The 13,637-nt window shown below is 30.6% G+C and carries 14 protein-coding genes; 12 read left to right on the plus strand and 2 right to left on the minus strand.

The features are described 5' to 3' along the window. Nucleotide 1: 1 nt before the first annotated feature. The 6 genes from surE to ACY3JJ_RS05910 are packed head-to-tail and all read left to right on the plus strand — an operon-like array spanning nt 2 to nt 6,124. Nucleotides 2-760, plus strand: a complete 759-nt coding sequence (gene surE, locus ACY3JJ_RS05885; RefSeq protein WP_463091211.1) for a 5'/3'-nucleotidase SurE — start codon at nt 2-4, stop codon at nt 758-760. 6 nt (nt 761-766) lie between these two features. Continuing rightward, entirely contained in the window at nt 767-1,891 is a 1,125-nt protein-coding gene (gene hemW / locus ACY3JJ_RS05890; RefSeq protein WP_463091212.1) for a radical SAM family heme chaperone HemW, read from the plus strand. Nucleotides 1,892-1,908: 17 nt separating this feature from the next. Next, nucleotides 1,909-2,505 carry an ANTAR domain-containing response regulator gene (locus tag ACY3JJ_RS05895; protein WP_463091213.1) on the plus strand — a complete coding sequence of 199 codons (597 nt, stop codon included), beginning with the start codon at nt 1,909-1,911 and terminating at the stop codon, nt 2,503-2,505. Then, nucleotides 2,502-3,530 (plus strand): glycosyltransferase family 4 protein, encoded by a 1,029-nt coding sequence (locus tag ACY3JJ_RS05900; RefSeq protein ID WP_463091214.1) that lies wholly within the window; start codon nt 2,502-2,504, stop codon nt 3,528-3,530. The genes ACY3JJ_RS05895 and ACY3JJ_RS05900 overlap by 4 nt, the downstream gene beginning before the upstream one ends. Continuing rightward, nucleotides 3,517-5,376: a tRNA uridine-5-carboxymethylaminomethyl(34) synthesis enzyme MnmG gene (gene mnmG / locus ACY3JJ_RS05905; protein WP_463091215.1), complete on the plus strand. Its 1,860-nt coding sequence runs from the start codon at nt 3,517-3,519 to the stop codon at nt 5,374-5,376. The genes ACY3JJ_RS05900 and mnmG overlap by 14 nt, the downstream gene beginning before the upstream one ends. Beyond that, a complete protein-coding gene (locus ACY3JJ_RS05910; RefSeq protein WP_463091216.1) occupies nt 5,363-6,124 on the plus strand; it encodes a class I SAM-dependent methyltransferase in 762 nt (253 codons plus the stop codon). Before mnmG ends, ACY3JJ_RS05910 begins: the two co-directional genes overlap by 14 nt. Nucleotides 6,125-6,136: 12 nt before the next feature. Here the strand turns inward: ACY3JJ_RS05910 and ACY3JJ_RS05915 are convergent, their stop codons facing one another. Further along, nucleotides 6,137-6,364 (minus strand): FmdB family zinc ribbon protein, encoded by a 228-nt coding sequence (locus ACY3JJ_RS05915; RefSeq protein ID WP_463082112.1) that lies wholly within the window; start codon nt 6,362-6,364, stop codon nt 6,137-6,139. A 163-nt stretch (nt 6,365-6,527) separates the two neighbouring features. Between ACY3JJ_RS05915 and ACY3JJ_RS05920 the strand changes: the two genes are divergently transcribed. The 3 genes from ACY3JJ_RS05920 to ACY3JJ_RS05930 are packed head-to-tail and all read left to right on the plus strand — an operon-like array spanning nt 6,528 to nt 8,598. Further along, entirely contained in the window at nt 6,528-7,106 is a 579-nt protein-coding gene (locus ACY3JJ_RS05920) for a hypothetical protein (RefSeq protein WP_463091217.1), read from the plus strand. 12 nt (nt 7,107-7,118) lie between these two features. Beyond that, entirely contained in the window at nt 7,119-8,081 is a 963-nt protein-coding gene (locus ACY3JJ_RS05925; protein WP_463091218.1) for an ROK family protein, read from the plus strand. Then, on the plus strand, nt 8,050-8,598 hold the full coding sequence (locus tag ACY3JJ_RS05930; RefSeq protein WP_463091219.1) for a CDP-alcohol phosphatidyltransferase family protein: 549 nt from the start codon (nt 8,050-8,052) through the stop codon (nt 8,596-8,598). The genes ACY3JJ_RS05925 and ACY3JJ_RS05930 overlap by 32 nt, the downstream gene beginning before the upstream one ends. Before the next feature lie 4 nt (nt 8,599-8,602). Here ACY3JJ_RS05930 and ACY3JJ_RS05935 read toward each other — a convergent pair whose 3' ends face one another. After that, the gene (locus ACY3JJ_RS05935; protein ID WP_463091220.1) at nt 8,603-10,666 is read right to left on the minus strand and encodes a phosphodiester glycosidase family protein; all 2,064 of its coding nucleotides are present in this window, start codon (nt 10,664-10,666) and stop codon (nt 8,603-8,605) included. 92 nt (nt 10,667-10,758) lie between these two features. Between ACY3JJ_RS05935 and ACY3JJ_RS05940 the strand changes: the two genes are divergently transcribed. From ACY3JJ_RS05940 to hisD, 3 genes are read left to right on the plus strand one after another with little or no spacing between them, the layout of a single operon-like run. Then, nucleotides 10,759-11,784, plus strand: a complete 1,026-nt coding sequence (locus tag ACY3JJ_RS05940) for an ATP phosphoribosyltransferase regulatory subunit (protein ID WP_463091221.1) — start codon at nt 10,759-10,761, stop codon at nt 11,782-11,784. After that, on the plus strand, nt 11,766-12,392 hold the full coding sequence (gene hisG, locus ACY3JJ_RS05945) for an ATP phosphoribosyltransferase (RefSeq protein ID WP_463092589.1): 627 nt from the start codon (nt 11,766-11,768) through the stop codon (nt 12,390-12,392). Before ACY3JJ_RS05940 ends, hisG begins: the two co-directional genes overlap by 19 nt. After that, entirely contained in the window at nt 12,379-13,635 is a 1,257-nt protein-coding gene (hisD, locus tag ACY3JJ_RS05950) for a histidinol dehydrogenase (protein ID WP_463091222.1), read from the plus strand. Before hisG ends, hisD begins: the two co-directional genes overlap by 14 nt. Nucleotides 13,636-13,637: the final 2 nt, after the last annotated feature.

Genomic DNA, 13,637 nt, shown 5'->3' on the forward strand with positions numbered 1-13,637 from the left:
TATGGAAAGATTAAGAATACTTATAACAAATGATGATGGAATAAATTCACCTGCTTTAGAGATTATAAGCAAAAGGCTAAAAGATTTAGGAGAAGTTTATATTATTGTACCTGAAAGAGAGAGAAGTGGAGGAAGTCATGCTATTACTCTTCATAAGCCTTTAAGAGTTAATGAGGTAGCATGGAAAATTCCAAATATTAAATGCTGGACTACTAACGGTAATCCTGCAGATTGTATTCTTTTAGGACTTTATGCTTTACTTCCTAATTTCCCTTCTGTTGTTATATCTGGGATAAATAAAGGATATAATTTAGGAACTGATATTATTTATTCTGGTACAGTTTCTGGGGCAAGGGAAGCATCTCTTAATGGTATACCTGCTGTTTCCATTTCTGTATCTCATGAAGGAGGAGAAGAAGATTATGAAAAGGCTGTAGAGTTCTTAATAAAATATATACACTTATTTTTAGGGATATTACCTAAGGAAGTTTTCTTGAATATAAATGTACCTCCTAAAGCTGATATTTCAAATGTTTTTGTAACTTACCAGGGTAAGTTTCATTATAAGAATAGAGTGGAAAAAAGATATGACCCCAGAAATAAAGAGTATTATTGGCTTCATGGCGAAATAGAAAAGGAAGCAGAAGAAGGTTCTGATATCTGGGCAATCAATCATGGGATGATATCTATCACTCCTCTTCACTCTAACATGACTTATTTCCCATTAATAGAAATAATTAAAAAGCTTATAACTGAATAAATATTTATGAAAACTGTAGGAGTATATATTCATTATCCTTTTTGTGTGAAAAAGTGTCCTTATTGTGATTTTACCTCTTTTGTTTATTCTATTGAGGAAGAAGAAAGATACATGGAGTATATTATTAAAGAGATACAACTTAAAGCTAAAGGAGAGATTGTAGATACAATATATTTCGGTGGTGGAACGCCATCTTTAATGTCTTTAAAGGTATTGAGTTCAATTCTTGACTGTATTAATAAAAATTATAAGGTAAGAAAAGATGCAGAGATAACAATAGAAGTCAATCCTGGTACTATAGACAAGGAGAAAATAATTTTTTGGAAGAATGTAGGAATTAATAGAATAAGTATAGGAGCTCAATCATTCATAGATGAAGAATTATTCATTTTAGGTAGGATTCATACTGTTTCAGATACGTTAAAAACATTTTTTTTATTTAGGGATTATGGTTTTGATAACATAAATTTTGATCTTGTTTACTCTATACCTTTTCAGAACCCTAATAACTTTTATAAGTCCTTAGATTTTACCCTTTCACTAAATCCCGAACATATCTCTATATATAATCTTATAATAGAGGAAGGTACATTATTTTATGAAAGATATATAAAGGGAGAATTTACTTTACCTGATAATGATGAAGAAGCTAATATGTATGCGTATGCGATGAATCTATTAGAAGAAGTAGGTTTTATTCATTATGAGATCTCTAATTTTGCACGAAACATTAATCTAAAATGTAGGCATAATTTGAAGTATTGGAATCAAGAAGAATATCATGGATATGGTGTATCAGCTTATTCTTTTACTAATCACATAAGGTATGGAAATTACAAAAATCTTTTTGTATACTATGAGAAAATAAATAATGGTGAATTGCCGATTGAAAATATAGAAATTTTAAATGATGAAACTTATCCTAAGGATTATCTTTTTATAAAGCTAAGGCTTATGGAAGGAGTTTCTGAAAAGGAGTTTTTTGAAAGGTTTGGAAAAAAAATATCAGATTATATTCCAAATCTCTCTCTTTTTATGAAGGAAGGTCTTATAAAGAGAAATAAAGATAGAATATGCTTGACTAAAAAGGGAATATTACTTGCAAATGAAATATTTAAAGATATCCTTTGAGGAGGTTGCTGAAACATATGAAAAAGCCTATAAGGGTATTAATAGCAGAAGATGAACCTATAGTTAGAATGGATATAAAAGAGATTTTAGAAGGGCAGGGTTATGAGGTGGTAGGAGAAGCTTCAGACGGTCAGCTGGCTGTAGAACTTGCAAGAAAATTGAAGCCAGATGTGATAATTATGGATATTAGAATGCCTAATTTAGATGGTATTGAGGCAGCTAAGATATTAACTCAAGAGGAAATTGCTCCTATAATTTTTCTTACTGCCTATTCAGATAAAGAATTAGTAGAAAAAGCAAAAGAGGTTGGAGTTATATCTTATATTGTAAAGCCTTTTAAAGAATCTGATCTTTTTCCAGCTATTGAAATAGCTATTGCAAGATTTAAAGAATTTCAACTTTTAAGAAAGGAAGTAGAAGACCTAAAAGATGCTCTCGAGACAAGAAAGCTTGTAGATAGAGCAAAAGGATTGCTTATGGATAGAGAAGGTTTAAAAGAGCATGAAGCCTTTAGATTAATTCAGAAAGCCAGTATGGACAAAAGAAAACCTATGAAAGAAATAGCTCAAGCTATTATATTAGCCTATGAATTAAAAGATAAGAAGGAAAAATGAAAATATTAATATCTTTTACTTTATCTTTAATTATTTCTTTAATAGTTACACCTTGGATAAGAAAGAAAGCTTTTATAATAGGTGGAATAGATATTCCTACAGATAGAAAAGTTCATACTAAACCTATTCCAAGAATTGGTGGCGTTTCATTTTTCTTAGGAGTTTTAATAGTAAACATTCTTTTTAATAGGTCTCTTATTGTAGAGAGGATATTAATGGGAGGAACATTAGTGTTTTTAGTGGGATTATTAGATGATTTTGTTGAATTAAAACCAGCTCCTAAATTTTCTCTTACATTTATAGCTATACTTTTGGCAGTTATATTGGGAGTTAGAGTAGATTTGTGGAGGATTCCTTATACAGGAATAATAATAAAAGGTTTTTGGGCTCATTTAATATCATTTATATGGCTTTTAGGTATTGCAAATGCCATGAATTTTATAGATGGTCTTGATGGTCTCGCTGGAGGTGTAGCAGCAATATCTTCCTTCTCTTTACTCATTATTTCTTTACTTTTGGGAAGATTAGAGATGGCATTTTTATTGGCAAGTATTTTGGGGGGTGTATTAGGATTCTTATTTTTCAATTTTCCACCTGCTTCTATTATTATGGGAGATTCAGGGGCAATGTTTTTAGGTTTTATATTAGGAGCCATATCTATAGTGGGAGTCTTAAAAATAAGTACTATTATTAATTTGTTTATTCCAATTCTTGTTATGGGATTTCCAGTTCTTGACACAGCTTTTTCTATTGTGAGAAGACTAATTGAAGGTAGGGCACCTTGGAAGTTTGATAAGGATCATATACATCATAGGTTTTTGAAGATTGGTATGACAACAGAGCAAAGTATTGCTTTTATTTATTTATTTACCATTTGTATGTCTTTAGTGGCAATACTAATTTCTTTAATCCAGGATCCTTATATATCAGCTCTTCTTGTGTTTGGAACTTTATTTTTAATATTATTTATACTGAAAAAGTTAGGAGTTTTAGAGATAAGGAGAAATGGCAATGGAAAAGTATGATGTCATTGTAGTAGGTGGTGGTCATGCAGGATGTGAGGCTGCCTATGCAGCCTCTCGTCTTGGTGTTAAAACTCTTTTGATTACTATGAATTATGATACCTTGGGATGGCTCCCTTGCAATCCAGCTATGGGGGGTCCTGGGAAGGGTCACCTAATATTGGAAATAGATGCTTTGGGTGGTGCCATAGGAAGAATAACAAATAGAAGTATGATTCAAGTAAAATGGCTAAATACTTCTAAGGGTCCAGCAGTAAGGGCTCTTAGGGCACAGGTAGATAAATGGCTTTATCCTATAAAGATGAGAGAATTTCTTGAAAAGCAGAAAAATCTAGATGTCTATCAAGGAGAAGTTATAGATCTAATTGTAGAAAATGATGAAGTAAAAGGTGTAGTTTTATCAACTAAAAAAGAGTTTTATGCTGAAAGAGTTGTTATTACCCCTGGTACTTTTATGAATGGTGTTATCCATATAAGTACCTGGTCTAAGCCAGCAGGAAGAATGGGAGAATTTCCCTCTATAGGTCTTTCTGATGCTCTTAGGAGATTAGGCTTAGAAGTAGGAAGATTTAATACAGGCACTACTCCTCGAGTAGATAAAAGAACTATTGATTTTAGTAAGACCATACCTCAACCAGGAGATGAAGAACTTCATTCTTTTTCTTTCTGGGAAGAGCCAGAACCAAGAGAGCAAGTTTTATCATATTTAACTAGAACCACCCAAAAGACGAAAGAAATAGTACTTAATAATATTCATCTAACAGCCTCTCGAATTGGGGGGATGGTAAAAAAAGGACCGAGATATTGTCCATCTATAGAGGAAAAATATGTGTGGTTTCCTCATCATGAAACTCACCAAGTTTTTCTTGAGCCAGAAGGAAAAAACTCGGTAGAGATTTATGTACAAGGAATATATACAAGTTTGCCAGAGGAAATTCAAATCCAAATTTTAAGAAGTATTCCAGGCTTAGAGGAGGTTGAACTTATAAGGCCTGGATATGCTATAGCTTATGATTTTGTATACCCTCAACAGTTAAAGATTACTCTTGAAACCAAGAAAATAAAAGGTTTATATTTGGCGGGTCAAATAAATGGTACTACTGGCTATGAAGAAGCTGCCGCACAAGGATTAATTGCAGGAGCTAATGCTGCGTTAAGTCTATTAGGAAGAGAACCACTTATTGTAAGAAGAGACGAAGGATATATAGGGGTACTTATAGATGATCTTGTAATAAAGGGTGTGGATGAGCCATATAGAATTTTAACATCAAGAGCAGAATATAGATTACTCTTAAGATCTGATAATGCAGATCAAAGACTTACTCCCAAGGCTTACAAGTTAGGTCTAATAGATGAAGATATGTGGAAAATGTTTCAAGAAAAAATGGAAAAATTAAGGCTTGAAAGGAGGAGACTTGAAAAAACATCGGTAGATCCTAATGAAATTAATGACTTATTAATAGAAAAGGGTACTAATCCTATAGAACAGTCGATTCCTCTTATCCAGATATTGAAAAGACCTGAAATAACCTATGATGATTTGGAAAAAATAGGTCTTTCTGGAGATTTACCAAAAAAGTGGAGAAGCATAATAGAAATAGATATTAAATATGAAGGATACATACAAAAAGAACTCCAAAAGATTAGAGAATTTCAGGAATATGAAGATTTAGTAATTCCTCCTGATATAAATTATGACGAAATATCGCATCTTTCTCGAGAAGGAAAAGAAAAGCTTGAAAAGGTAAGACCAACTACTTTTGGACAAGCTCAGAGAATTACAGGAGTAAACGCTAGTGATCTTACTATACTTTTGTATTATTTAAGGCAGAAATATGCAAGAAGGTAAAGATTGGAGAGATCAATATTTTGGTAGAGATTATTATCAATATCTTGCTAAACATCTAACTCCAGAGCGTACAAAAAGGGAAGTGGATTTTTTAGAATCTATACTAAGCTTAAAAAGGGGATCTTTAATATTAGATCTTGGTTGCGGATTTGGAAGACATACTTTAGAACTTGGCAAAAGAGGATACAGAACAATTGGAATAGATCGTTCATCTGAACTTATTGAGATAGCAAAAGAAAATGCTAGAAAAGAAAAAGTTTTTAATGTGGAATTTTATGTGATGGAATACAAAGATATTGATAAGCTTGACTATAAATTTGACATCGTATTTTCTCTTTATACCAGTTTTGGACTCTCCACATATGAGGAAGATAAAGAGACTTTTAATAAGGTATATCAAGTGTTAAAAAAGGATGGTAGATTTCTTATAGATATTGAAAATAGAGATGCCCTTCTTAAACATTTTATTCCATACTCTTGGGATCTTTTTGGGGAGGATTATGTTTTACTTACAGAACATTTTTTTGAGTTGGATACGGGATTTTATATATCAAACAGAATAGTTATTGATTTGAAAAACAATATTAGAAAGGAATTTGTAAGAAGAATATATCTTTATTCTCCTTCAGAGATTATACATCTTTTTAAAGAGAGCGGATTTCATGTAGATAGGCTTATGGGAGATTATGAAGGTCGTAAATTTCATATTGGATCAAGAAGATTAATAATATTGGCAATTAAAAAATAAAGGGGGGAGAAATTATTCTTCCCCCTTACTATCACTAGATTTTTCGCTAGAATTAGAAGATTTTTTCTTATAATCTGTAGTATAAAATCCTGATCCTTTAAAGACAATTCCTACAGGTGAAAAGATTTTTCTTAAGTTGCCACCACATTTTATACAAGTTTTTGGGGGTTCTTCTCCAAGGTTTGTCATAATCTCGTATCTTTCATGACATCTTTCGCATTCATATTCATAGATAGGCATTACTTTCACCTCCTTAGTATAATTATTAAACTTTCTTTTTAAGGTTCACCATTTCATATTTTTAAATCTTAAGATATTTATTGTCAAGAAGTCTTATTTTAATGTAAAATGTATTAGTGTGAAACTTTTTAATTTAGTTTAAATTTAAAGGAGTGGCTTAATTATGAAAAAGGTTATTTTTTGTTTTTTAATATTTACTATATTAATAATTAGCGGTTGTATAAAACCCGTAAATATATCCCCTCAAATTACATCCAAAGGGGGGGTAGAAGCACGCGTTGATATTATTAGGGATTCAAGATGGTATAATCTTTCAGAGGATATTTTGGTTATAAACCTGGAAATAGTGAATAACTCTTCAGAAAATATTTGGGTTTATCCACTAGGAAAATCTGTGATTATAGATCAAACCGGAAAACAATTTTCACCAATAAGAGAGATATATTATCAACCCTCCACATCCCCAAAAGTATCTTTTGAAGTTTCATTTGGGACAAACCAACCTCCGACTTTTTCTTTCAGTATAAGTTCTTCTAATAAAGAAAAATCTTTGGAAGAAATTATAAAAAGTTATGAACTTTTAAAGTTTAAGGATGGGAGAATTTTTGCAGGTGCAAGAGTAAGTGGTTTGATAGCTTTTCATTTACCTTATTGTAAATTCCCCGCAAGATTTATCATTCCTGATGTTCTTTTTGAAACAACAATGAGGAAAATAAATTTTGAATTTATATTAGTAAGATAAAGGAGGTTGACGATGCGAAAAGCTATAGGTGTTGATTTAGGTGGTACTAAAATAAATGTACTTCTGGTTAATGAAAAGGGTGAGATAATCTCAAGAGATAAACAACCTACTGAGTCTGAAAAAGGAAGAGACTATGTAATTCGAAAGATTAAAAACATGATAAATAAAGTACTTGTTGAAGCAAATATTAAAATTAATGATATAGAGGGTATAGGTGTAGGATTTCCAGGTATTATGGATAGAGAAAAGAAAACAACCTTATATGCTCCTAATTTAGGTGAAGAATGGAAAAGGGAAGTACCTCTAGGAGAAGAGCTGGAGAATTATTTTAAGGTGCCTGTATTTTTGGAAAATGATGTAAATTTAGTGGCTTGGGCAGAATGGCTTGTGGGGGCAGGAAGAGGGACTAAAACAATGATATCTATCGCGATTGGAACAGGGATTGGTTCTGGTATAGTGTTAAATGGTAAATTATGGATTGGAGCACATGGAATGGCTGGTGAATTTGGGCATACTACGGTAATTCCCGATGGGCCTATTTGTGGTTGTGGAAATAAAGGGTGTATTGAAGCAATTGCCTCGGGAAGTGGTATAGAAAGATATGCAAAATCTATTATTCTAGATAATAAGGATAGTCTTATATGGAATTTAGTAAATGGAGATGTAGATAAAGTAACTGTAAGGGTAATATACCAAGCTGCAGAAAAAGGAGATAAGTTAGCTATAGACATTTTCAATAGAGCAGGATATTATCTTGGTATAGCCTTGGCGAATTATGTTCACGTAATTGATCCTGAGAAAATAGTTGTAGGCGGTGGTGTTGCTAATGTAAGAGATTATATTGGAAAGCCTATGAGAGATGAGTTTTATAAAAGAGTTTTACCAAGCTTAAGGGATAAGATATCCTTTGCATGGGCAGAGTTAGGTGAAGATGCAGGAGGCATTGGAGCAGCTTTATTTGTGTTATATAGGTGAGATTAACATGTTTACTATTCCTAATTTATTGACCTTTATAAGATTTATTATTGTACCTTTTTATTTTTATTTTTTAGTTTCTAATCGTTACATGACAGCAGCAGTTCTTTATGGACTTGCTGCTGTCAGTGATATATTGGATGGATATTTGGCAAGAAGATTGAATCAAGGTTCTGAGTTAGGGAAAATAATAGATCCAATAGCTGATAAGTTAATTGTAGGAGTAACTCTTATATTTTTTTCATTCAAAAGAATTTTTCCGCCAGTTCTAGTTATCATATTTGTATTAAAAGAGTTATTAATGCTTTTGGTGGGTTTGTGGTTTTTATTAAAAGGGATAAAGATAATATCTTCAAGAATGTATGGAAAGATTGCAATGGTTTTAACCTCTATGTCTATACTAATGGCACTACTTCAAATACCCTTATCTGTATCGGTTTTTGCTATTGGACTTTTCTTTTCCATATTTGCAGGCTTAGATTATTTAAACTATTACTTAAAGGTTTTGAGAAAATAATTTTTTATTTAAAATTTAAGCTATCAATGAGAAGGTTTCCAGAGATTTTATTGTTTAATCCAACTAAATAGATGCTAGCTAATCTAAGAGGAATTTTGGGAGTATTTTTATTTATAGATATTAAAGGTCTTATTTCTGTGAGATCTTTATTAATAGTTGTCCATTTATTAAAGTTATATTGTAGTGTTGTTGTTAGATCCATTACCCATGGGGTTCCATCGTCATCATAAAATAATAACCTAATCCAGCCATTTCCTTGCCCTTTTAGTGCAATAGAGAGGGAAATTTTATCAGGAGGAATTGATATATTTAAATCAACATAGATAAAAGAATTTTCTTCTTTTGAATCATAAACTAACATAAAAGAACTTTTTCCTGTGTATGCATCTGATGTAAGTTTGTAAAATGTACTATCAGGATTATAATTTTTTCCTCTTATATTCCATTTCTTGTCTTCTTCAAAATCTTCTATTATATTTGGCACAATTTCTATTGTATAAGTCGCAGAAAGATTATCGAATGTATACGTTATGGTTGTAATTCCTGGGTTAATAGCAGTTAATCCCTTTCCATTTTTTCTGAAATAATTAGGGTCAAATTTTAATCCGTCTAATGAAAGAATCTTTTCCCTTTGAAGATTATCTATAGCATATATTTTAGGGAGAATACTATCCCCCAAGTATACTTTATCCTCATCAATCTCTATTTTTAATGCTACATAGTCCCATACATATATTTTTTTAGAAGCCTCCAAATTGGATAAATAAATTGTTAGACTTGATTCTCCTAATTCCCTTCCTTCTATCTCTAATTTTGAGGGATTAAAGTTTATATTATCATTGGCTATGGTCCATGTTAACATTGTATATGTAATAGAATAGGGATGATAATTTTCATCTTGAAGTAATAGCTCCAATTTTAATTTTTCTCCTTTTCTTATATAGATATCGTCCTTTTCTTTAAAGCTTAGATATGTAGGATTTTTGTAAGGATAGTTATTTTTAACTCCTATTCCTACTGGAACACTTCTTTCTGATACTTGGTTGATTAAATTTCCCCAAATTATTTTTTGACTTGATCCTCCCCCATCAAGATTAATAGCATCTCTAATACCCATATTTTTTACAAGTTCACATGTTTCTGGAATAGAAAGACCTAAGGAATTATTATTTCTCCCTTCTATCACTATAAAGAAAATTTTATCATCTGTAATTCCTACAACAGTACGAGGATGTCTTGAGTTGATGATATTTGAGGTAAAAGGAATTTCTCCTGTTTTATCAAATACGATTTCACCATTTTTTATAAGAATAGGTCCTCCACATACTGCTTCTTTTAACCTTATAGGAGGATTACTTTCAACTACTATTTCTATTTTTTTATCTAAACTAAAGAAAGGAAGATATTTTAAGGCAGTACCTCCTAAAGATATAATACAAGAATTATCTTTAATAATAGATTTTTTTACCCCATAATATATGTTAGTAATTTTGCCTGAGGTTGTACCTAAGGAAGGAATTCTATCATCTAAACTTACTTCTATATCAACTCCAGCTACTGCATTATTTAATATTTTGGTCTCTTTTCCGAAAAATTTAGTGAAAATTGTGATTTGGTCTGCCCCACGAGGAGAGTTTAAGTTATTAATTGGTATTATTGTATTGTCAATTTTTAATTTTATGTTGATATTAAAAATATCTATAATAGCTTTATTGTCTGAGGTTATTCCAAAGACCCCCCTTTTTATAGGTAAATGTAACAGTTCATAATTCTTAACTACAAGTCCAACAGGCTCTTTACTATTAGGATCAAAGAAGTTTGCGTTAATAATAATATCGTAGTTCTTTTCTTTTAATACATCTGAAAGTTTTGTGTTTGTTACCACTGTTTCTATGTCTAATAAAGGATCAAATTGGTTTATTGAAGTAATGTGATATACTAAACTATCTGATGTAACCTTTTTATACTCTATAGAAGGAGCTATATAAAAGCTTTCTGCTCCTAATATATAGGATACTAAAAGTAGGATAAAAATTAGGGGTTGTATAAATTTAATTGCCTTACTCATATTTAATATTATATCTTATGAGCTTTCTCTTGACAAAAAATATATTTTTAAATATAATCTTTATTGCTTTAATAATTTAAAGTGATAAATAAATGAAGAGTATAAACATAGAAAACATTATTAGAAAAGAATTAGAACTTTGGGGATATACAGAGATTAGAATCCCTATAGTTTCAGAAAATTTATGGGGAAATGAAAATCTCTTATTTTTTGAAAAAAATGGTAAATTGTTATCTCTTCGTCCAGAAATGACCTCTGAAATATTAAGAAATATAAAAAGGGAAAACTTCCCTATAAGACTTTTTTATATGGGACCTGTCTTTAGCCTTAACGGATATAGTATAGAAGAAAAATTTCAAATCGGTTGGGAACTTATATATTCACCTTCTCTTTGGAGAGATTTAGAGATATTATTAACCATTAAAAATATATTTAAAAAAATAGGCATAGAAAATTATATTATTGAAATAAGTAACACAAACATTTGGAATTTTTTAAGAAAATATATTAAAGAAGAGGAGATTAAGAGTTTAAAAAATCTTTTACTAATAAAAGATTATTTATCTCTAATGGAATATGTAGAGAAACTTTCTTTATCAACAAATGTTTTAAATGATATTAAAAAACTCCTATTTTTTGAAGATAGTTATTCCTTTTATGATAAAGATTTAAATAATGAACTTAAGTCATTAAACTCTTTTAAAAGAGAGTTGATAAACTTAGGATATTCATCGGAATCTATATTAATAAATCCAGCTTTTATTAGACCTTTTGAATACTATAACGGACTAATATTTGAGGTTTATTTGGAGGATATGAAACAAGCCTTAGGAGGAGGAGGAAGTTATGTGGCCACGAATAAAAATGGAGAAAAAATTTTTGGTACAGGTTTTGCTTTTGTAGAAGAAGATTTATTAAAAAATGTAAATGATCATAACCAGAAAATTAGTAAAAAATATTATGTTTGTTCTGAAAAAGACTTTCATAAAATTCAGAAATTGATAGAGGAAGAAAGAAGGAAGGGTAATATTGCTGTTTTTGTACCTAAGGAATTAGAAGGTTTAAATATAAAAGAATTAGAAAAGGATGGTGAGATCATATTAATAGAGAATCTTTAATTAGAATAGCTCTTCCTACGGGGAGAATGTTAGAACAAGCATTAAATTTCTTAAAGATTTTAGATTCATCATTAGAGAATGATGTTTCAAACAGGAAATTGAAGTTCAAAGGAGAAAGGTTTGAAATCTTTTTGGCTAAACCATGGGATCTCCCATTATATGTGGAGGAGAGAGTTGCTGATTTGGGAATTATAGGTAGGGACATAATAATAGAACAAGAAAGGAAAGTGGTTTCATTGATTAAACTTCCTTTTGGATATTGTAAAATGGTACTTGCAGGCTTTCCTGAAGATAAGAATTTGGAAGAAGTGAAAATTGCGTCTAAGTATGTAAATATTACAAGGAGATATCTCAATAATCGTTGGAATAGAATAAAAATAATAAAACTTAACGGATCTGTTGAATTGGGTCCTATTTTAAATATATCAGATTATATTGTGGATTTAGTAGAAACAGGTCGAACATTAAAAGAAAATGGGCTTGTTGTTAAAGAGATTCTTTTTGAATCTTCTGCATGTTTAATAGCTAATATATCCAGTTATGTATGGAAAAGAAAGGAGATATCAGATATTCTGAAAGAGGTGGAGAACATTTATGAAAATAATTAAAGGTTATGAATTTAATCCTTTTCTTTTAGCAGAAGATAAGGAAAAAGAGATCGATAAAATTGAAAAAGATGTGGAAGAAATAATAAGATTGGTTAAAGAAAAGGGGGATGAAGCTTTATATGAGTTTTCATTAAGATTTGATAATTTTGATATAAAGAAAAATGGATTAAAAATCTCTGTACCTGATAAGGTTGAGGTTTCATCAGATTTTGCAGAAGCTATAGATATAATGATAAAAAGGGTTCAGAATTTTTATAGCCATGAATATAAAAATTCTTGGTTTTATACTGAAAATGGAAGCTTATTAGGGCAACTATTAGTACCAATGGAGAAGGTTTTATTATATGTTCCAGGAGGTAAAGCATCCTATCCATCTACAGTTGTTATGGGTACTATTCCTGCTAAAATAGCTGGAGTAAAGGATATTTATATAACTACTCCTCCAAGCAAAAAAGATGATAAAAATCTTCTTTATACTCTTAATAAACTTGGTATAAAAGAGTTGTATCTATTAGGTGGAGCTCATGCTATAGCTGCTTTTTCTTATGGTACTTATTCTGTTCCTAAAGTAGATATGATTATTGGACCTGGAAATTTGTATGTGGCTATTGCTAAAAAGAAGGTTTTTGGAGATGTTAACATAGATGGTATATTTGGTCCCAGTGAGGTTTGTGTATGGTTGAAATCAGAAGATATAGATATAAATATAGTGGTGTGTGATTTTTTAGCCCAGTTAGAACATTCACCTTTTGATCGTGGTTGGCTAATATTAGACGAAAAGAGGCTTAATCTTGTAGTTGATAAAATAGAGGAAGAAATAAATAAGTCATCAAGAAGAGATATCTTAGAAAAATCTATTAAAAATGCTTATATTATAGTGGAAGAAAGAGAAGAAAAAGCCATAGAGATTATAAATACTATAGCTCCAGAACATTTAGAGGTTGTGGATCCTAATGGAGAAAGATTTTTACCTTACATAAAGAATGCGGGGGCTATTTTTATAAATCAGTCTTCTATTTTTGGGGATTTTATAGCAGGGCCAAATCATATTCTTCCTACTGGTGGTTCTGCAAGATTTTCTTCAGGTTTAAATGTTAATATGTTTTTAAAAAGAATAAGTTTTGTAAAATTGAATGATGAAGATAAAGGAAGATTATCATATTTTGGAAGTATAATAGCAAGAGAAGAGGGTTTTGATATGCATGAAAAGAGTCTAAAAAACTATTCTAAGAAAGGAGATTAGAT

Source organism: Dictyoglomus sp. DH (assembly GCF_055181375.1).

Bases quoted from the DNA above. Each gene is read 5' to 3' on its own strand.
- ACY3JJ_RS05915 (WP_463082112.1), bottom strand. From the start codon at position 6,364: ATGCCTATCTATGAATATGAATGCGAAAGATGTCATGAAAGATACGAG.
- ACY3JJ_RS05900 (WP_463091214.1), top strand. From the start codon at position 2,502: ATGAAAATATTAATATCTTTTACTTTATCTTTAATTATTTCTTTAATA.
- ACY3JJ_RS05935 (WP_463091220.1), bottom strand. From the start codon at position 10,666: ATGAGTAAGGCAATTAAATTTATACAACCCCTAATTTTTATCCTACTT.
- ACY3JJ_RS05925 (WP_463091218.1), top strand. From the start codon at position 7,119: ATGCGAAAAGCTATAGGTGTTGATTTAGGTGGTACTAAAATAAATGTA.
- ACY3JJ_RS05920 (WP_463091217.1), top strand. From the start codon at position 6,528: ATGAAAAAGGTTATTTTTTGTTTTTTAATATTTACTATATTAATAATT.
- surE (WP_463091211.1), top strand. From the start codon at position 2: ATGGAAAGATTAAGAATACTTATAACAAATGATGATGGAATAAATTCA.
- ACY3JJ_RS05910 (WP_463091216.1), top strand. From the start codon at position 5,363: ATGCAAGAAGGTAAAGATTGGAGAGATCAATATTTTGGTAGAGATTAT.
- hemW (WP_463091212.1), top strand. From the start codon at position 767: ATGAAAACTGTAGGAGTATATATTCATTATCCTTTTTGTGTGAAAAAG.
- hisD (WP_463091222.1), top strand. From the start codon at position 12,379: ATGAAAATAATTAAAGGTTATGAATTTAATCCTTTTCTTTTAGCAGAA.
- mnmG (WP_463091215.1), top strand. From the start codon at position 3,517: ATGGAAAAGTATGATGTCATTGTAGTAGGTGGTGGTCATGCAGGATGT.
- ACY3JJ_RS05940 (WP_463091221.1), top strand. From the start codon at position 10,759: ATGAAGAGTATAAACATAGAAAACATTATTAGAAAAGAATTAGAACTT.
- ACY3JJ_RS05895 (WP_463091213.1), top strand. From the start codon at position 1,909: ATGAAAAAGCCTATAAGGGTATTAATAGCAGAAGATGAACCTATAGTT.